The sequence below is a fragment of the Halanaerobium saccharolyticum genome (genome assembly GCF_003053565.1).
GTDB lineage: Bacteria > Bacillota > Halanaerobiia > Halanaerobiales > Halanaerobiaceae > Halanaerobium > Halanaerobium saccharolyticum_B.
In genome coordinates this window covers 104,962-124,982 of record NZ_QAXS01000005.1, presented here as the reverse complement: position 1 = coordinate 124,982, position 20,021 = coordinate 104,962, and the positions used below count along the sequence as shown (strand labels likewise).

General features: G+C 33.7%; 21 protein-coding genes. 20 read left to right on the top strand and 1 reads right to left on the bottom strand.

All coding sequences use genetic code 11. The features are described 5' to 3' along the window. Window positions 1-210 precede the first annotated feature (210 nt). The 6 genes from C8C76_RS03655 (at window position 211) to C8C76_RS03630 (ending at window position 7,029) form a co-directional block, all read left to right on the top strand. Entirely contained in the window at window positions 211-1,587 is a 1,377-nt protein-coding gene (locus C8C76_RS03655) for an AAA family ATPase (RefSeq protein ID WP_108138736.1), read from the top strand. 81 nt (window positions 1,588-1,668) lie between these two features. After that, a complete protein-coding gene (locus C8C76_RS03650; RefSeq protein ID WP_076544509.1) occupies window positions 1,669-3,228 on the top strand; it encodes an AAA-like domain-containing protein in 1,560 nt (519 codons plus the stop codon). Window positions 3,229-3,681: 453 nt separating this feature from the next. Next, window positions 3,682-4,482 carry a cation transporter gene (locus C8C76_RS03645; RefSeq protein ID WP_076544510.1) on the top strand — a complete coding sequence of 267 codons (801 nt, stop codon included), beginning with the start codon at window positions 3,682-3,684 and terminating at the stop codon, window positions 4,480-4,482. Between the two features lie 41 nt (window positions 4,483-4,523). After that, complete coding sequence (locus C8C76_RS03640) at window positions 4,524-5,681, top strand: cysteine desulfurase family protein (protein ID WP_076544511.1); 1,158 nt, start codon at window positions 4,524-4,526, stop codon at window positions 5,679-5,681. A 53-nt stretch (window positions 5,682-5,734) separates the two neighbouring features. Further along, window positions 5,735-6,016 carry a transposase gene (locus tag C8C76_RS03635; protein WP_076544512.1) on the top strand — a complete coding sequence of 94 codons (282 nt, stop codon included), beginning with the start codon at window positions 5,735-5,737 and terminating at the stop codon, window positions 6,014-6,016. Further along, window positions 6,013-7,029, top strand: coding sequence for an IS3 family transposase (locus C8C76_RS03630; protein ID WP_308812578.1), 1,017 nt, complete (start codon window positions 6,013-6,015; stop codon window positions 7,027-7,029). Before C8C76_RS03635 ends, C8C76_RS03630 begins: the two co-directional genes overlap by 4 nt. A 488-nt stretch (window positions 7,030-7,517) precedes the next feature. Here the strand turns inward: C8C76_RS03630 and C8C76_RS03625 are convergent, their stop codons facing one another. Continuing rightward, the gene (locus tag C8C76_RS03625; RefSeq protein ID WP_076544514.1) at window positions 7,518-8,285 is read right to left on the bottom strand and encodes an undecaprenyl-diphosphate phosphatase; all 768 of its coding nucleotides are present in this window, start codon (window positions 8,283-8,285) and stop codon (window positions 7,518-7,520) included. A 245-nt stretch (window positions 8,286-8,530) separates the two neighbouring features. Here C8C76_RS03625 and C8C76_RS03620 point away from each other — a divergent pair, with 245 nt between their 5' ends. The 14 genes from C8C76_RS03620 (at window position 8,531) to C8C76_RS03565 (ending at window position 19,996) form a co-directional block, all read left to right on the top strand. Beyond that, the gene (locus tag C8C76_RS03620) at window positions 8,531-9,661 is read left to right on the top strand and encodes a M23 family metallopeptidase (protein ID WP_108138733.1); all 1,131 of its coding nucleotides are present in this window, start codon (window positions 8,531-8,533) and stop codon (window positions 9,659-9,661) included. A 148-nt stretch (window positions 9,662-9,809) separates the two neighbouring features. Next, complete coding sequence (locus tag C8C76_RS03615) at window positions 9,810-12,038, top strand: heavy metal translocating P-type ATPase (protein WP_108138731.1); 2,229 nt, start codon at window positions 9,810-9,812, stop codon at window positions 12,036-12,038. A 107-nt stretch (window positions 12,039-12,145) separates the two neighbouring features. Continuing rightward, window positions 12,146-12,766 (top strand): class I SAM-dependent methyltransferase, encoded by a 621-nt coding sequence (locus C8C76_RS03610; RefSeq protein ID WP_108138729.1) that lies wholly within the window; start codon window positions 12,146-12,148, stop codon window positions 12,764-12,766. Window positions 12,767-12,878: 112 nt separating this feature from the next. Next, complete coding sequence (locus C8C76_RS03605) at window positions 12,879-13,247, top strand: ArsR/SmtB family transcription factor (RefSeq protein WP_073158292.1); 369 nt, start codon at window positions 12,879-12,881, stop codon at window positions 13,245-13,247. Window positions 13,248-13,997: 750 nt separating this feature from the next. After that, on the top strand, window positions 13,998-15,386 hold the full coding sequence (locus C8C76_RS03600; RefSeq protein ID WP_108138727.1) for an AAA family ATPase: 1,389 nt from the start codon (window positions 13,998-14,000) through the stop codon (window positions 15,384-15,386). After that, window positions 15,379-16,056, top strand: a complete 678-nt coding sequence (locus C8C76_RS03595; RefSeq protein WP_146161851.1) for a hypothetical protein — start codon at window positions 15,379-15,381, stop codon at window positions 16,054-16,056. Before C8C76_RS03600 ends, C8C76_RS03595 begins: the two co-directional genes overlap by 8 nt. A 268-nt stretch (window positions 16,057-16,324) precedes the next feature. Beyond that, a complete protein-coding gene (locus C8C76_RS15320; RefSeq protein ID WP_256335482.1) occupies window positions 16,325-16,447 on the top strand; it encodes a hypothetical protein in 123 nt (40 codons plus the stop codon). A gap of 52 nt (window positions 16,448-16,499) precedes the next feature. Continuing rightward, the gene (locus C8C76_RS03590; protein ID WP_108138723.1) at window positions 16,500-16,922 is read left to right on the top strand and encodes a hypothetical protein; all 423 of its coding nucleotides are present in this window, start codon (window positions 16,500-16,502) and stop codon (window positions 16,920-16,922) included. Between the two features lie 64 nt (window positions 16,923-16,986). Further along, a complete protein-coding gene (locus C8C76_RS15065) occupies window positions 16,987-17,160 on the top strand; it encodes a hypothetical protein (protein WP_181248139.1) in 174 nt (57 codons plus the stop codon). 33 nt (window positions 17,161-17,193) lie between these two features. Then, window positions 17,194-17,649: a JAB domain-containing protein gene (locus C8C76_RS03580; protein ID WP_089722898.1), complete on the top strand. Its 456-nt coding sequence runs from the start codon at window positions 17,194-17,196 to the stop codon at window positions 17,647-17,649. An 85-nt stretch (window positions 17,650-17,734) separates the two neighbouring features. Next, window positions 17,735-17,863, top strand: a complete 129-nt coding sequence (locus tag C8C76_RS15315; RefSeq protein ID WP_258222413.1) for a hypothetical protein — start codon at window positions 17,735-17,737, stop codon at window positions 17,861-17,863. A gap of 58 nt (window positions 17,864-17,921) precedes the next feature. Then, window positions 17,922-18,815 (top strand): phage recombination protein Bet, encoded by an 894-nt coding sequence (bet, locus tag C8C76_RS03575; RefSeq protein ID WP_181248138.1) that lies wholly within the window; start codon window positions 17,922-17,924, stop codon window positions 18,813-18,815. Continuing rightward, window positions 18,812-19,078, top strand: a complete 267-nt coding sequence (locus C8C76_RS03570; protein WP_108138717.1) for a LysM peptidoglycan-binding domain-containing protein — start codon at window positions 18,812-18,814, stop codon at window positions 19,076-19,078. Before bet ends, C8C76_RS03570 begins: the two co-directional genes overlap by 4 nt. A 477-nt stretch (window positions 19,079-19,555) precedes the next feature. Next, window positions 19,556-19,996 carry a hypothetical protein gene (locus C8C76_RS03565; protein ID WP_108138715.1) on the top strand — a complete coding sequence of 147 codons (441 nt, stop codon included), beginning with the start codon at window positions 19,556-19,558 and terminating at the stop codon, window positions 19,994-19,996. Window positions 19,997-20,021 lie beyond the last annotated feature (25 nt).

The following is a 20,021-nucleotide window of genomic DNA, read 5'->3' as shown; positions in this document are numbered from 1 at the left end:
AGGTGTACTCGATATGAGTACACCTTGTTTAACATCGTAAAATTTAATATAGGTTTAGTCTGAAAAACTATTAAGAGAATCACTTTAAGACTATTTTTTTACCTATAACCTAAAATTTTCAACGAATATGATATTTTTTATATCGATTTTGTTGAAAATATTGATTTTTATCACTAATAGTTGTATAATTTAATCAATGGAGGTGATCAAATGAAGGAGCGAATGCTGCGTCTGCAGCAGGTACAACTGAATAACTTTAAGAATGTTAGGCAGGGGCTGATTGATTTTAACAGCTATAAAAGTGACGACCTTTTTTCCAAAACATCAGATGTGCTGGGAATATACGGCCAGAATGGTTCTGGAAAAACTGCTTTTATTGAGGCTTTATGGATACTGAAACTGGTATTGCTTGGAGAATCTCTGCCTGGAGATATTAAAGATTATATATACCAGGGTGAGAAAGAAGCTGCTATTAATGCTGTTTTTTCTATGGCTTTGGGAGAGGATAAGTATCAACTATTTTATGAAATGGTGATTGAAAGAAGAGAGAATGCTGCTCCAGTTATTATTAAGGAAGATCTATCATATAAAAAGCTTGAAGAAGATGGCTGGACATATAAGAGAGGGATAATAACTCATAACCTTGATGAGAAGGAGCAGTTGTTGAGCCCCCAGAAGAATTACAATTTACTCACTAAGAACAATAAAGATGCTAAAGTGGATCTTAAAGTAGCTAAGGAGCTGGCAAAGAAAGAACAAACTTCTTTTATTTTTTCTAATGAGATGGATCATATTTATAAGGGTAATGAGGCCTTTGAAGAATTTGCTGATATTATAATGGAGATTAAACAGTATGCTCGGATGAATCTATTTGTGATCAGAAACTCTCGATCTGGAATGATCAATGCCAATCTAATTATACCTTTTTGTTTTCAGCTTAGTGATTCAGAGAGAATAGAAGGTGGAGACCTGGCAATAGCTTTGTCTGAGCCGACAACAGTTCCTGAGCGGGTCCTCTCTACTGTTAAAAATGTTATCGAGAACTTAAACATTGTCTTAAAAGAGATAATTCCAGATCTGACAATTAAAATTAAAGAGTATGGAGAAGAATTGGATGAGAATGGTGATCCAGTTATTAAAATAGAGCTGCTGGCAGAAAGAGGAGATATTAAGATTCCTCTGAGATATGAATCAGATGGTATTAAAAAGATCATATCGATCTTGAGTGCAATGATTGCTATGTACAATAAGCCGGGTATTTGTCTGGCTGTTGATGAGCTTGATGCCGGTATATTTGAATATCTTTTAGGTGAAATTCTGGAAATCATACAGGATAGAGCTAAGGGACAGCTGGTCTTTACTTCTCATAATCTAAGACCACTGGAGAAACTTAATAAAGAGTCACTTATTTTTACAACTACTAATCCTCAGAATCGATATATTAGATTTACCAATGTTAAGGAAACCAATAATCTAAGAAGCTTCTATTATCGTGGAATTAAGTTAGGTGGACAGGATGAAGAGGTTTATAAGAAAACTGATAAACATAGAATTGCTAGAGCTTTCAGGATAGATCAAATTCAATGACTCAATGACTGCTTTGATTTAATTAAGTTATCTACTGTGGTATAATAAGCATAACTTGAAGCTGAAAATGAGGTGAGCTAAATGAAAAAATTTAACACTACCGGCGTCTGTATTCCAGAAAAACATTATATGGCTGATGTTAGTAAAAAAATTAGAGAAATTGAAAAGATGGTTGCAGAGGGAAAATATTTTACTATTAATAAACCTCGTCAGTCTGGAAAAACTACAATTTTGTATTTGTTAAAAAAACATCTGGAAAAGAAAGAGTATAGAGTTATTAGTATTACTTTTGAAGATTTTGATCAGGATATTTTTAGTAGTATCAATACTTTTTCTAAGGAATTTCTTTTAACAATTAGAGATCGTTTTGAATTTAGTGGAGATTCCAAATTTGTAAAATTAATTGAAGAAAAAGTAGATACTGTTAATAATTTTAAAGATCTTTCTCGTTTTATCACCACAATGATTAGAAAAAGTAATAAAGATATTGTTTTAATGATTGATGAAGTTGATAAAAGCAGTAATAATCAGCTTTTTTTAGATTTTCTCGGCATGTTAAGGAGTAAGTATTTGTTTGAGCAGCAAAATCAGGATTTAACTTTTAAGAGTGTAATTTTAGCTGGGGTTCATGATGTAAAAAATCTTAAACTTAAATTAGGATCTGATGAGGAACATAAATATAACAGTCCCTGGAATATTGCTAGTGAGTTTAAAGTTGATTTTGAGCTGGAGGTCGATCAAATAGCTTCGATGTTAAAAGAGTACCAAGAAGACAGGAATATTGACCTGGGTTCAGATTATTTTGCTAAGAAAATGCATTATTATACTTCGGGTCATCCGTTTTTGGTTAGCAAATTAGCAGAGATAATTGCTGAAGAAATACTGAGAGAAAATGAGTCCAGTTGGGATAAAGAATATCTTGAGCAGGCAGTAAAAATCATTTTAGCAAAAGACCTTCCTAATTTTGATACCTTAATTAAAAATATCGAAAATAATAATGATTTAGAAGATATGTGTATAGATTTAATTGTAGATGGTAGAAAAATCACTTATAATCTGGATAATCCAACAATAGAAAAAGGGGAACTCTACGGTGTTTTCAAGAATGATGGCGGCAGCTTAAAAATTCATAACAGAATTTATGAACAGCGAATATACAATTATTTAATTTCTAAAATAGAGAATTCACTGGAAAGTGATGCTTTTGATTTCAGAGACAGCTTTATAGACAATGGTCAGCTTAATTTAAAAGAAGTACTGGAGCGTTTTCAGGTTTTCATTAAAGAACAATATAGTGATCAGGATAGAGGATTTTTAGAAAGAAATGGTCGTTTGATTTTTCTCGCTTTTTTAAAGCCAATTATTAATGGTAAAGGATTTGATTTTAAAGAAGTGCAGATTTCTCAGGAAAAAAGGCTTGATGTGGTAATTACCTATCTTGAACAGAAATTTATTGTGGAATTAAAAATCTGGCGGGGAGAAGAATATCACAAGCAGGGATTAAAGCAGCTGGCTGATTATTTGGAAAGCCAGAATATGGATCAGGGTTATCTTTTGAGTTTTAATTTTAATCAGAATAAGGAATATAAGAATCAAGAACTGGAAGTTAAAAATAAAAAAATCTTTGCTTACTGGGTATAAACAAATGGTGCCCCCGGTAGGAGTCGAACCTACGCTCAAGGCTTCGGAGAGTTTTGTCGAAGTTCCTTATGCTATTAGATTTTCTTATAATCCCTGTCATAACAGCAACCTAGTGTTGGAAATATCCCATATAGTTGTAAAATACTGTATATTTCACTGCGGTATTTAACGGTGGCTGAGGCTCACTGCGGTGAAATCACGGTGGAAAATAGAATAAAATTAGCATCTCAATTGGAGATGATTTACTCTCAGAGAGGCTTCATTTTGTTCAGTTATTGATGGAGCTTTTCTGGGGGTTTTTGTTTTTATAACTATGGCTTTGTGATAAGATAAAAGTAGAGAGTAATAAAGGGAAATTTTAATTCGGTTTTTTTCTTCCCATATAACTAATTTGTTGAGTCTGAAATTGTTTTTGCCCTGCGGTTTATATATTAACTATCAAAGGAGGTTTATATGTATAAAAGTATTTTTAAAGTGAAAAAGATGGATTGTCCCTCGGAAAAAAATCTAATTGAAACAAAACTTGGGTCAATTAAATTAATCCAAAAACTTGATTTTGATCTTGAAAAAAGAAAACTTATTGTTTTTCATTCACAAAAAGATAAAAGAATAAAAAATTATTTAGATGAGCTAAAGCTGGATTCTAAATTAGAAAAAGTTGTTGAAATACAGGATGAAAATAATGAGATTACAAATGACTCTCAGAGTCAGAAAAAACTTCTAAAAACTGTTCTTTTAGTTAATTTAGGTTTTTTCCTCTTTGAAATGACTGCAGGGCTAATTGCAAATTCAATGGGGCTTGTTGCTGATAGTTTAGATATGTTTTCAGATTCAATAGTTTATTTAGTTAGCCTTTTTGCAGTAGGTGGGAGCATTCTTCTTAAGAAGAAAGTTGCAAAACTTGCAGGATATTTTCAAATTTTTATTGCATCCTTTGGATTTATTGAAGTATTAAGAAGATTTTTTGGTTTTGGAGAAATGCCTGATTTTAGTACAATGATAATTGTATCTATTTTGGCTTTTATTGCTAATTTGTATTGTCTTTACTTATTCCAAAAATCAGATAGCAAAGAAGCACATATGAAAGCAAGTTGGATTTTCACTTCAAATGATTTAATTGTAAATTCGGGAGTAATTATTTCAGGAGTTTTAGTTTATTTTTTTGACTCAAATAAGCCTGATTTAATAATTGGAGGTATTGTGTTTATTGTAGTAATCAATGGAGCTAGAAAGATTTTAAATTTAGCTAAATAATAATTTTTTATATTTAAGTTCAGAAAGGAAAGTGTTAAACTATGATCTATCTTGATTATAATGCTACAACACCAATTGATAAGAAAGTAGCTGAAGCAATGGAAGAATATATTTATGGAAATTTTGGTAACCCCTCAAGCAGCCATGAACTGGGATCAAAAACAAAACAGGCTGTAGAAGAAGCTCGAAAAAAAGTTGCCAGTTTATTAAATGCTTCACCAGAGGAGATTATTTTTACTTCTGGAGGAAGTGAGTCAAATAACATGGTGCTCAAGGGTGTTGGATATACTTATCAAAATCGTGGTAAGCATATTATCACTTCTGAAATAGAACATCCTGCCGTGATCTCTCCCTGTAAGTTTCTTGAGGGAAACGGTTATGAAGTTACTTATTTATCTGTAGATCAGGATGGAGTAGTAGATATTGAGCAATTAAAAGCTGCTCTAACTGACGAAACAATTTTAATTAGCATCATGCATGCAAATAATGAGACAGGAACAATTCAGCCACTGGCGGAAATAGCTGAAATAGTCTCAGAAAACAACATTTTATTGCATACCGATGCTGCTCAGTCTGTGGGTAAAATTGAAACAGACGTTAAAAAGCTGGGAGTAGATTTTCTATCAGTAGCCGGCCATAAAGTTTATGCCCCAAAAGGGATCGGTGCACTTTATATAAGAGATGGAATTGAGATAGAACCTTTAATTCATGGAGCAGGACACGAAATGGGAAAAAGAGCGGGGACAGAAAATGTAATTTTTGATGTTGCTCTTGGTAAAGCCTGTGAACTTGCGGAAGATCTGTTTCAGGGAAAGAAAGCTGACTTTGAGCATAATACTCCCGGGGAAATTAAAGAATTGAGAGATTATTTTCAGAAGCAGCTGCAGAAAAACTTTAAAGATCGAGTTATTCTGAATGGCCATCCGACGAAACGCTTACCAAACACTTTAAATATTAGTTTTTTAGATTACAGTGGTCAGGAAATTCTGGATCATTTAGATAATGTAGCTTTATCTACAGGCTCAGCCTGTCATTCTGATTTAGTAGAAATTTCTTCGGTCTTAAAAGCTATGTCTGTAACTATGGAAACTGGAAGAGGTGCTGTGAGATTTAGTCTTGGTAAATATACTATAATGTTTCTAAGCCTGTCAAAGAGATTTTTAAAAGTTTTTTGTAGTAATTTGAATTATGCCAGCTAGCTTGACATGGTCGTTTTCTTCCTTCAAAATAATAACTAGAAAGGGAGATAATTATGAGTAAAAACACTAAGCGCTCACCTGAAGAAAAGATGGAAATTGTTCTTGAAGGTCTTCAAAATGATAATATCTCTGAGACCTGCCGCAAACATGGAATTTATGAGAGCCAGTTTTACCAGTGGAAAAAACGTCTTATTGGATCTGCCAGTAAAGTCTTTAGAAACAAAAAGAAAAAAGATCCTGAAAAAGAGAAACTTAAAGATGAAGTAGATAAACTAAAAAAGACTCTTGTAGAACAAACCTGTGAGCTGCAGATTCTAAAAAAAAACGACAAATAGGACTACATGGTGAAATCAAAAATGACTGGCTTAAACCAGAAGAAAAAAGAAAATTAATGGATATTGTGGAAGAATCCACTCTGCCTGTTAAAACAACCTGCGAAATATTAAAACTTAATTCCTGGCGTTACTATTACTGGAGAAAACGTTATGAAACTGACGGGATGGAAGGACTTAAAAATCACAAGTCCACTCCTGCAGCATGTCCTCACAGCCTCTTAGAAGAGGAAAAACAGGCAATAATAGATTATGCTCTTAAACATCCTGATCAGCGTCATAGAAAGCTAGCTAAAAAGATGATGGATGATGATATTGTTTATGTATCTGCATCCAGTGCATACCGAGTGCTTAAGGAAGGTGGACTTATTCCGGATCAGGAATATCATAAAAAGAAAAAAGCAGATGGAAAAATTGAAGTTGATAAGCCAAATAAAATGTGGCATACCGATATTAGTTATATCCCTGTAAAAAATACTCATGCCTATTTAATCTGTGTTCTCGACGGCTATTCCCGTAAAATCATACATGGAGAACTTTCTCAAACTATGACTGCAGACGATATGCAGCGGGTCCTTAGCAGAGCCATGTTTAAAGCAGGTATATTTGAAGCAGATCCAGTCAGCAGGCCAGCACTTGTAAGTGATAATGGCACTCAGCTTGTAGCTAAATCTTTTACTGAATTCCTTGAAGAATGGGAGATCAAGCACATCAGGATAGCTGTAAAGCATCCAGAGACAAACGGGAAAATTGAAGTCTTCCATAAGACAATAAAGTATGAAAATGTATATGCTCAGGAAAAATATCAAAGCTTTTATGAGGCCAGAGAAGATATAGAGAATTTCATTGACCAGTACAATTCTGAAAGACTGCACCAGGGTATAGGGTTTGTAACACCAGATCAAAAATATAACGGCAAAGCTGATAAAATTATAAATGAGAGAAAGAAAAAACATCAGTCAGCAATTGATAGAAGAAAACGGCTCAATAGAAAGAGAAAATCAACAGCTGCATAAAACACCTCGGACTACAAAAGTATTTTTAAAATTTACTTGACTTTTCAGAAACAATGCATATACAACCAGGGATGAAATTGAACATGTTTTAGATAAGTTAGAATCTTTACGTGAATTATAATATTTAGAGGAGGAGATAATTGATGGGGTAGAGTTAAGTAATATGACAGAATTTACTCAGTGGATTATTGAGGCTGATAAGGTAATTAATTTTTAGTGAATTTATAATTGTAAACTGAACTTAGAGATGATATCCCCTCAGAGAAGCTTCATTTTTTCGATTAATGATGGAGCTTTTCTGGGGGTTTTATTTGTTAATAATATCTATTATTGGACAATTATCACTGTCTTTTGCTTTAATACAATCAAAGACAAATGGAAGAAATATTAAGTCCACAATGCAGAACAAAGGGGAAAAAGTTAGTGTAGTAACAATAAAAACTGATTGAAAAAGAAGTTGAAAGGAATAACTCTTGTCAAATCTGATATTATAAAGAAAATATTAATATTAATCCAAGTGGAATACAATAATAGGCAAAATAATGAAGTTTTTGTTCTTTTATCATTTTTAAGAAAAAGTTAATAGCAAGATAACCTGTGATCATTGATGATATAGTAGCTAAAAATAGATAGAAATAATTTAGGTCAGTTGTACCATTTAAAGTTAATTCTTTTAGTTTGAGAAGAGTTGCTCCTCCTATGACAGGTATAGAAAGAATAAACGAAAATTTGGTAGCAAGTTCTCTGTTTAAATTTTTATATAAGCCGGCAGCTATAGTAGATCCAGAGCGAGATAAACCGGGGAAAATTGCGAGTGCCTGAGCTAGTCCTATAAAAATTGAATCTAAAACCGACATATCTTTTATCTTCCGTTTATTGATTGTTATTTTATTAGTTAGCCAGAGTATTATACCGGTAATTATTAAAAAAAACCCGACAACAGTTAAAGAAGAATTCATTTTTTCAAAAAAATCTTCAAAAAATATCCCTACAACTGCAGCAGGGATTGAGCCGATTATGATATATAGATTAAAAGTCTTATAGTCATCCTTAAAATAAATCATATTTAGTATATCCTGGTAATACACAAAAAATATTGCCAGTAAAGTTCCAAAATGCAAAAAGATGTCAATTGTCAGTCCAGCTTTAATATCTAAAAAATATTTAAAAAGCACAATATGTCCTGAACTGCTGATTGGTAAGAACTCAGTTATTCCCTGGATTACGCCTACAACTAAGTACTTAATAATTTCCATAAATAACCTCCAATATAATTTTATTAAATTATTATAGCATATAGTTCTCATTTTAACAAATTGAGTTTTTACTCCTGTTTCAATAATTTAATTAAGTCCGGTGAAATAGTAGGGTGAAAGATTTTTTTGACGCTAGGGAAGAAATATAGTATAATATATTTGAACATCTACTCATACATTAAAAGTTTATTCTATTCTTTACTATTTTTATACAATACTAATGAAAACAGGGAGCAATCTGAAATATGAAAAAAAGATTTATAGCTATTCTTTTATTAATTGCATTTACAATAATTTACAAAAACTTTGTTCTGGGAGAGCAGCATTTGGAAAGCACAAGAGTTCCCAGAGGATCTATTTCTGTAAAAAAAGAACTTGATCTTAAGCAAAACTCAAAAGAAAATTCAGATTTTAGTTTGATTATAACGGAAAAGCGAAAAAATGTACTGGAGAGAAAGACCGATTTTGTTAAAATCAAAGAAGAATTTAACCTCTCAGAGAATTCAGAACTTAATTTTGCAGAAAATCAGTTAGAATTTAATAATAAGTTAGAATACATAGAAAAATTATATAAAGATAAAGACACAAAGTATAATATTGAAAGCTCCAGTCAGGGTTTTACTGAAGAATTAGTTAAAGAAAATAGTCGAAAGCCGGGCAGTAGAATTGGTTTAATTAATCAAATAAAAAAGCACAGAGTAGAAAACGGTGAAACTCTTTGGGATATTGCTCAAAAGCACAATGTGGATTTAGATACTTTAATTGGGGCAAACGATATTAATAATATTAATAAAATAAAACCCGGTCAAACGACAAAGGTTCTTCCAGTAAAAGGGATCTTATATAAAATAAGTCCGGGGGAGAATCTTTCATCTATTACTGATAAGTTTAATATAAGTTTAAACAAAATTATTGCCAGTAATTTAATTAATAATCCAAATAGGGTTCAACCTGGTGATACATTAATCTTACCTGGAGCAAAACCTGAATTTGGTTATCGTGATCGCCTTGAAAAAGTATTTACTAAACCAGTATATGCAAGAATCTCGTCTTATTTTGGTAGGAGATGGGGAAGAATGCATGAAGGTATTGATTATGCAGTTCCTTCAGGTTCGAAAGTGAAAGCATCAGGTGAAGGTAGAGTTGTATATAGTGGTTGGGCTAGAGGTTATGGTAAAACTATTATTATTGAACACCAAAAAGGAATGAGAACACTTTATGCACACAATTCTAAGTTGATAGTCAATACTGGAGATAGAGTTTCAAAAGGTGATTTAATAGCAAAATCCGGTAATACCGGTAATACAACAGGACCAAATGTGCATTTTGAGGTTCAGGTTAATGGAAGACCAGTTGATCCTTTATCATATATTTAAAAGATTTACCTAAGGGTAAATTTTTTTATTTAAACAATATATGAATAATTGCTCAATCATTGTTGACAAAAATCGAATTTAATTGTATACTATATATGAACAATTATTCAATTAATCATATATTAAATTATAACTAGGGAGGATTATTATGCCAGAAAAAGCAGAAAATAAGAAAAAGAAATTTGAACTAGAAGGTTTGACCTGTACTAATTGTGCAGGTAAGATTGAGAAAGAAGTTAATAATTTAGAGGATATAGAAAAGGTGAGTTTGAATTTTGCTACCAGCACGATTACTGTTGAAGGAGAGGGTGCTGATAATTCATTTGAAAATGAATTGCAAGAAATTGCAGATAGAATAGAACCTGGCTTAACTGTTAAGGAGTCTAGAAATAGACGAAAAAGAGCTAATCAAAAGTCTGATCACAACCATGTCCATGAACATAATCACGAGGAAGGTCGTGTAAATGATCACGAAGAGAGTCACGACCATGGGGTTGACGATGAAAATTCTTATCTTAAAAAACGATTCTGGCCGGGAACAATAATTTTTGCTCTGGCAATAATACTATTCGAACTACCATTTTTGGAAGTAGAATTGGGAAGTTTATCAATATATCTGGAATGGCTACTTTTTGGTTCCAGTTACCTGCTTATCGGTGGACCAGTATTAATGGCAGCTTTCAAAAATATAAAGCGAGGCCAGGTCTTTGATGAGAACTTCTTAATGAGTATAGCAACAATTGGAGCTTTTTCTATTCAGGAGTTTCCTGAAGGTGTAGCAGTAATGCTTTTCTACATGGTTGGTGAGATTTTTCAGGAAAGAGCAGTTGACCGTTCCAGACGCTCAATTAAAAAATTAATGGATATAAGACCTGATTATGCTAATTTAAAACTTGAAGATACAACAAAAGAGGTTGACCCTGAAGATGTTCAAATAGGTGATATAATAATTATAAAACCTGGTGAAAAAGTACCACTTGATGGAGAAGTGCTTGAAGGAAGTTCTATGGTGGATACTTCAGCACTTACCGGGGAATCTGTTCCGCGTAAAGTTGAAACTGGTGATGAAATTTTGAGTGGAACAATTAACAAAGATGGTTTATTAACAGTAGAAGTGACAAAAGAATATGGTCAGTCAACAGTATCTAAGATTTTGGAACTTGTGGAAAATGCCAGTGAAAAAAAAGCACCAACTGAGAAGTTTATTACTAAATTTGCCCGTTATTATACACCGGTTGTAGTCTATTCGGCTCTGGCTATTGCGGTCTTACCGCCACTATTTTTACAGGGAGCAGCCTTTGCAGACTGGTTTTATCGAGCTCTTATCTTTTTAGTTATTTCCTGTCCCTGTGCACTTGTAGTATCCATTCCGTTAGGATTTTTTGGAGGAATAGGTCGAGCATCGCGACAGGGCGTTCTGGTTAAAGGTGGTAATTATCTGGAAGCACTGAACAATGTTAGTCAAATAGTATTTGATAAAACTGGAACTTTAACTAAAGGAGAATTTGCTGTTAGTAAGGTGGAATCATATAATGGCTTTAATAATGAGCAGATTTTAACTATGGCTGCTTATGCTGAAAGTCATTCCACCCACCCGATAGCAAAGTCCATTGTCGAAGCGTTTGACCAGAAAATTGATAATCAAAGAATAAAAGATTATCAGGAAATTTCTGGACACGGGATTAAAGCTGTGGTTGATGACAAAGAAATTCTGGCAGGTAATATCAAATTAATGAATAAAAATAACATTGAATATCAGGAAGTTGATGCAGATGGAACAATTGTTTATCTAGCGATTGAAAATAAATACGCAGGTTATATAACAATTACGGATGAATTAAAAGAGGATTCGATAAAGGCAATTAAGGGTTTAAAAGAATTAGGTATTAAGCAGTTAACTATGTTAACTGGTGATCGGGAGGCAGTTGCCGGGAGAGTAGCCCAGCGGCTTGGCTTAGATAATTATTATTCTGAACTTCTACCGGATCAGAAGGTAGATGAAATTGAAGAATTACTTGGCAGACAGAAAGAAAATGATAAACTTATCTTTGTAGGAGATGGAATCAATGATGCACCTGTTCTGGCTCGCTCTGATATAGGTGTTGCTATGGGAGGACTTGGTTCAGATGCAGCTATTGAGGCGGCAGATGTTGTCTTAATGACAGATGAGCCTTCAAAATTAATTACTGCTATTAATACTGCCCGGAGAACAAGAAAAATTGTCTGGCAGAACATTATTCTGGCCTTAGGTGTAAAAGGTATAGTACTTATAATGGGTGCTGTGGGTTTAGCAACCATGTGGGGAGCAGTCTTTGCCGATGTAGGTGTGGCATTAATTGCTGTCTTTAATGCTATGAGAATTAGCCGTAATGTTTAATTAAGCAAGTAAAAAATCCCTCTGAAGCTTAAAAATAATTTCATCAGAAATATGTTTGGATAAAATCTTCAGGGGGAAATCATTTATAAGGCTGTGGGGGGATTATAATGAAATATTATGATATCTTTTCTTATCTATATGATCTACTAGCACCTGACTGGTATTATCACAAGCCGCGAAAATTTGCTATTGAAAAACTGGATTTTAAAAAAAACAGTAATATAATAGTTTTACCCTGTGGAACTGGACAAAGTTTTAAATATCTTAAAAATCAGTTGAAAAGTAATGGTTTAATAATTGGTATTGATTATTCTGAAGGAATGTTGACAAAAGCCAGAAAAAAAATTAGAAAAAAAGGTTGGGATAATATAATAACTTTACATGAAGATGCTGCTAGATTTAATAAATCTGATATTGCATCTATTTCAGAAGAAGAATTAAATATTGATGCTATCTATCTCGAATTGGGTTTATCAGCTATGCCTGAATGGCAAAAAGTTATTGATAAAAGTCTTTCGCTTGTAAGGGTTGGCGGTAAAATTGTTATTATGGATTGGTATATGGAAGAACCCAATTTATGGGGCCGTTTTATAGACTTAATTGGTAATGCTGATGTTACTAGACCAACCTGGGAGTATTTAAAAAGCAGAAAAGAAGTGAAAGATTTTAATTTAAATCACAGTTTTAAAAATGGCGGTGTCTTTGTTGCTTCAGGATATAAAGTTTAACCCCAATAATTGCTGCTGTATAATTTAGATTAAAGTAAATGCCTTCTATTAGAAATTAATCTATGTTAAAATAAATATAAGGTGCTAGTTTTGATTTGGGGGAGATGATTTAATGGCAAAAGACAAAAATTTTTGTGATATGTGTGAAGTGTTTGACCCGGATGAGCAGGTTGTAAATTTAATGAAAGACCGTAAACTTCAAAAAAATATTGTTTATCAGCTTTCAGAACTATTTAAGACCATAGGAGATCCAACACGGATAAATATTTTATATGCTTTAAAAGATAGGGAGTTATGTGTTTGTGATTTGTCTGAAATACTGGAAATGAGTTCTTCTGCAATATCTCATCAATTAAGAGTTCTTAGGAACAATAACCTAGTTAAATATCGAAAGGAAGGTAGGTCTGTTTATTACTCTCTGGATGATAATCATGTTTTATGTTTGTTTGGACAGGGTTTGAATCACGTTTTAGAGGATTAATATTTTTATCTTTAGATGTAGTTTATAAAAATTAAACTTACTGGATTTTTCAGAAACAATGCATTTTATTATTGAACTATAAATTTGGGTGCGATTATTCACCCTCAGAGAAACCTTCATTTTGTTCAGTTATTGATGGAGCTTTTCTGGGGGTTTTTGTATAATATTTTTTTCAGGAGTATCTAATAATTAGATATTATTTCGAGTTTTATGTAATATAATAAATTTAGGCTCAATTAGTAAGTTGTAATATCAGGGAGGTGCTGAAAATGAAAGCTAAGAAAAAAGTAGCTAAGAAAAAACCTGTGAAGAAAGAAATTGAAAAGAAAGAAGAAAAGAAATAATTTCTTTCAATCAGTCAAAGTTAAATTGTTTATATTTTCCCCTGTAGACTAATAGTTACAGGGTATTTTTTGTTGAGCTATTTGATTGGTGCAGTTGATAAGTGTTAAAAACCTCCGCACATATCTATAAGTGCGGATAACTTTAACGGATTGAACAGTTTACATGTTTAGCTTAACTATAAATTATTATAATGTAAGGTGTACTCGATATGAGTACACCTTGTTTAACATCGTAAAATTTAATATAGGTTTAGTCTGAAAAACTATTAAGAGAATCACTTTAAGACTATTTTTTTACCTATAACCTAAAATTTTCAACGAATATGATATTTTTTATATCGATTTTGTTGAAAATATTGATTTTTATCACTAATAGTTGTATAATTTAATCAATGGAGGTGATCAAATGAAGGAGCGAATGCTGCGTCTGCAGCAGGTACAACTGAATAACTTTAAGAATGTTAGGCAGGGGCTGATTGATTTTAACAGCTATAAAAGTGACGACCTTTTTTCCAAAACATCAGATGTGCTGGGAATATACGGCCAGAATGGTTCTGGAAAAACTGCTTTTATTGAGGCTTTATGGATACTGAAACTGGTATTGCTTGGAGAATCTCTGCCTGGAGATATTAAAGATTATATATACCAGGGTGAGAAAGAAGCTGCTATTAATTCTGTTTTTTCTATGTCTTTGGGAGAAGATAAATATCAACTCTTTTATGAAATGGTAATTGAAAGAAGAGAGAATGCTGCTCCAGTTATTATCAAGGAAGATCTATCATATAAGAAACTTGAAGAAGATGGCTGGACATATAAGAGGGGGATAATAACTCACAACCTTGATGAGAAGGAGCAGTTGTTAAGTCCCCAAAAGAATTACAATTTGCTTACAAAGAACAATAAAGATGCTAAAGTGGATCTTAAAGTGGCTAAGGAGCTTGCGAAAAAGGAACAAACATCCTTTATTTTTTCTAGTGAGATGGATCATATTTATAAGGGTAATAAAGCCTTTAACGAATATGCTGATATTATAATGGAGATTAAACAGTATGCTCGTATGAACCTGTTTGTGATCAGAAATTCTCGTTCAGGTATGATCAATGCAAATCTAATTATACCTTTCTGTTTTCAGCTTAGTGATTCAGAGAGAATAGAAGGTGGAGATCTGGCAATAGCTCTGTCTGAGCCGACAACAGTTCCTGAGCGGGTCCTCTCTACTGTTAAAAATGTTATCGAGAACTTAAACATCGTCTTAAAAGAGATAATTCCAGAGCTAACAATTAAAATTAAAGAGTATGGAGAAGAATTGGATGAGAATGGTGATCCAGTTATTAAAATAGAGCTGCTGGCAGAAAGAGGAGAGATTAAGATTCCTCTGAGATATGAATCAGATGGAATTAAAAAGATTATATCTATCTTGAGTGCAATGATTGCTATGTATAATAAGCCCGGTATTTGTCTGGCTGTTGATGAGCTTGATACTGGTATATTTGAATATCTTTTAGGTGAAATTCTGGAGATCATTCAGGATAGAGCTAAGGGACAGTTGGTCTTTACTTCTCATAACCTAAGACCGCTGGAGAAACTTAATAAAGAGTCACTGATTTTTACAACAACTAATCCCGAGAATCGATACATTAGATTTACCAATGTTAAGGAAACAAATAATTTAAGAAGCTTTTATTATCGTGGAATTAAGTTAGGTGGACAGGACGAGGAAGTTTATGAGAGAACAAATGAATACAAAATAGCCAGAGCTTTTAGGGCTGCTGGTAGAGTTGATGCTGATGACTAGAAAATTAATTCTATTCTTAGTAGAAGGTATAACGGAGGAAATATCTTTTGGTCTTATTTTTTCTGAGATATTTGAGGATAAAGAGATTGAATTTCAAATTGCTCGTGGAGATATAACTACCAGGAATGGAGTTAATTCTCGTAATGTGATAGAAGTAATCAATGAAGAAGTATTATCTTTTTTGGACAAAGAACATTATAATAAAGGGGATATTTTAGAAATTATTCATTTGCTGGACACTGACGGAGCATATATCAGTGAAGATTTGATCGAAAAGCATGATAGGGATAAGATTTACTATTATGGTGATAAGTTATGTACCAGACATCCTGAAAACACAAAGAAAAGAAATAATAAAAAAAGCAGCATCATGGATAGACTGAGTAGGCATTCTAAAATAAATGGTATTCCATATAATGCTTACTACCTATCCTGTAATTTAGAGCATGTACTTCACAATGATGCAAATGTTGATGATAATCAAAAAGTAGATAAAGCTGAAGAATTTAGTGATAGCTATTTTGAAAGGGAATTAGAGTTTTTAGATTTTATTAGAACTGAGAGTTTTGCTGTTGAAGGTTCATATAAGGAAAGTTGGGAGTTTTTTAAGCAGGGAAGTAACTCCTTAAATAGATATAGTAATTTACACTTTGTTTTTGAAGATCTTTAGCATTTCAAAACTGTTTTTTTCCTATTAGCAACTTCAAAAATTACACAAAATTTCTAGAGGGACCACGTCTTAATTATGAATTTCAAATCGACGTTCGACGCCCCACCCCCTAGAGCATAACTTAATACTTAAAGACACTGAGCTGTCTGGATAGTCTCTTAACTGAGGCTGTTCAGGCAGCTCTTTTTTTTATGCCTAAATTTAAGGAGGTGAAAAGCAGCAGGGTGGGGAGAAGAACGTATTAACTACAGAAAGGGAGATGAATCAGATGGCTTCTAAGACACTTGTTATCCTACTGCTTGGTGCTTTAGCCTGGCAGAGTTTGTTCAGTGGAGATATTCTGCTGGCTTTGTTCTTTATTCTTTTTGATCTTTTTCTAATATCTGAGTAACTGCTGTTTAAGTTGAAAGTAAAAACAAAACTAAAATACGGAGGTAATAACTATGTTTAAAAATGATAACAATGTTGAGACTGTTCTAAGATTGAGAGAGATGCTTGTGAGAGCAATGATGGCGGAAAACGATGTAATGCAGGAGCTGATCCTAAATAAGCTGAAAGAGCTTGGCCTAAAACGTAAAGGCGAGCTCAAATATGCTGAGGAAGTAATTGGATCTGATAAAGCTGACAATGCTTTCAAGAAGGTAGCTCAGATTACTGAGAATGGCGCTAAAAAGGCAGCGAGCCTGGCAACTGCTGGAACTAGGAATGTTGCTAGAGTAACCGGTGTGGCAGCTTCAAAGGTCGATAGAGCTGCCTTGAAGACGATAGAGAAGTCAGTCATCGCTGCCAATTTTACCAGGCTTAAAACAGAGAGTGTTTTCTCAGGACTTAAAGATGCGTTCATGGAAGGTTGGAATAATGCTTAACATTAATCTAAAGGGGCTGTCAGTGAGAGCTGATGGTCTCTTTTTTTATTTGGAGGTGAAAATTATGCAGATAAATGGTGTACCGAGTGATGAGTGGAGGATAAAAAGAGCTTTAGGACCCTATGCTGAGCCAATGGATGAGGATGAGCTGGAAAGAGCAACAAGACTGCTGAGGAAAAAGAAGAAAAGTGCTGCAACTTTAAGCAGTGATGATCAGGAATTTAAGATGCCCTTTTAAATGAATACTAAAAACATAAAGGAGATGAGAGTAATGGTAAATATTCAGAAGTTTAGTCTAAGGATTGTTAAGGAATCAGGTGGAAGGTATGACATTGATAAGTATGTGAGGAACCCATTTCAGGCAAGAGATCTCTTTGTTGAAGTGGTTGAACTGGACAGGAGAGCAGAGGAAGTCTTTGCTATCGCTACCCTTGACGTTAAGAACAAAGTAACGGGGGTATTTGAGGTTTCTACAGGTACATTGACCTCAAGTCTAGTTACTCCTAGAGAGGTCTTTAAACGGGCAATACTGCAGAATGCAGCGGGAATAGTTTTGGCTCACAATCATCCTTCTGGGGTGGCGGATGCAAGCAGTGATGATATCTCAATTACTAAAAAGCTGCAGAAGGCCGGTAAGATAATGGGGATCAATGTAGTTGATCACATAATCATCGGCAGCAGAGATAACTTTATCAGTATGCAGGAAGAGAATCTGATGAAAGATTGAATCAGCAAAAGTTAATAATAGTTAATCAACCTGGCCGGCGCCGGGCTTTTTTTATGTCTAAAACCAGAGAAAGGAGGTGATTAAGATGTATGTAAAGCACTGTCCTGTGTGTAAGAAGAAGTCTTACAGCTCTTGTAAAAAGAGTGAATGGAATTGTCCCTACTGTGACCATGATCTAAGTGATGAAGAAGCTCAAAGACCAAAAGAAGACTAAATATAATGGGAGGCCTGGATTAAATCTGGGTCTCCTTAAATTAAGAGGAGGAATAAAAATGAGTGCAAAGAGTAAAGTTGTTGATATTAACAGAAAGAAAAAAGAACTGATTACTTTTACTGAAGAGGAGTTAGAAACCCTGAGACGAACTGTTGCCGGAGATGCAAGCAGTGATGAATTTAAAATGTTCATCTATCTAGCTAAAAACTATGGACTTGATCCTTTCAATAAGGAAATATTTTTCTGGAAGAAAGATGGTAAGCCAACAATTATGACTTCCAGGGATGGTTATCTAAAGATAGCTGATAGGCATCCCCAGTATGATGGGCTGGTTTCAGATGTAGTTAGAGAAAATGATAAGTTTAGACGAAAAGAAACTGGAATTAATCATCAATATGGGACCAACCGCCGACAGATTGTCGGTAGTTACGCTTTAGTTTATAGAAAGGACAGAAGCTATCCCGTTTATGTCTTTGCTCCCTTTGAAGAATACAGGTCAGATACTAAGATCTGGAAGCAGTATCCTTCAGCTATGATTCTTAAAGTAGCTGAATCAATGGCTTTAAAGCGAGCTTTCAGTGTCTCTGGTCTTGTTTCCAGAGAAGAAATGGCTGTACAGCAGCAGAGTGATTATAACTTTGATGAGATTCCATTTAGCCAGGTACAGGGCAAGAAAAATAAAGGTAAGACTCAGAAAGATGAAACTTTAAAAAACGATCAAGTTAACTCTCTAACTGAAAGAGAACTTGCTATTAAAGAGATAGTTGGTGATGATCCTAAGCTGAAAGAGGATCTCTATAATTACCTTAGACATGTAAAAAGAGAAAAAGGTATAGACGGCAGCAAAAAGATATCGATCAACAGCTTGAGTAAAGATCAGTTTGAGCAGTTGAAGTCCATCTTAAATACATTTAGCAGGTTAAGTGCTCAGGAAAGGAAGGAGATTTCATGAATAAACTAACCGCAGCTTCTGTATTGATGGCAGTAATGTTTCTGACAGCTGCAATTTTAGCTCAGACAGGTTCAGATGATATTATTGATAGTTACAGCTGGAATGAGGTTTATGTGGTAAAGCGAGGTGATACCCTTTGGGAGATAGCAGAAGAGATTAACTCTGACCTTGACCCGCGGCTGATGGTAGCAGCCATTAAAAAGGTCAATGAGATTGAGACAATGATCAGAGTTAATCAGAAGATTGTGATTCCAGAAAAGTAGACTGAGAAAGGGTTAAAGCTTTCAGAAATCTTTTCTGGTTTAAAACTATGATTTAATAATATCACTGGAGCGACTAATCTTCAAAAATAATTCTGCAGTCTTCATTGTGAATAAAGATAAATCATGATGGAGGCTGCTTATATTCTAATCTAGCCTATATCCCTTTAAATGCTTGTTTTGAAGGTGTTTATCTGTTAATATACAAACAGTCAGATAAGGCAAAAATAAGCGTATATGGCTCTCTGAGACCTTTTAAGAGTGGCTATTCCAGTGTGTAATGCATGTGTAAGATAATTTAAATATAGTTGGTTATATCGCTCTTTTTCTACAAAATACGACAATAATAACTGCTTCAGCAATAAAGGAAAATTAAATAATTTCTTGAAGTATAAATAGTAATAGGTAAAATATTTTCTTGCTGGTGACAATACGGAGTCAGAGTAGTGAGCTACAATAAATTAAAGGGGATGAAAAATAATGAGAAGAAAACTTGGATTAAGTCTTGCTTTAATATTTGTGTTGGTTTTTACTATTTCAATTCAGGCTGCTGGACCAGAAGATCTATTTCTTGATTCTGAAGCTGCTCAAGAAGTTATAAAGGAGCATGCAACAGAAGACTGGGAAGATGATTTTGAAATGGTTAAATACCAGATTGATAACCAGACTGCAGCCTATAACTGGCTTATAAAAGTAGAGGATCATATTGACTTATTGAAACTGGCTAAAGAAAAATGGGATACCGATTATGAAATGATTAAGTACGAATACGAAAATCAGGTAGCTGCCTATAACTGGGTTCAATCTCAAGACGAACATCCAGAAATTATGGCTGCTGCCAAAGAAAAATGGGGCCTTGACTATGAAATGGTCAAGTATGAATATGAAAACCAGGTAGAAGCTTATGAAAGCATTAATTAAACTTTATAATATATTAATAAATGAG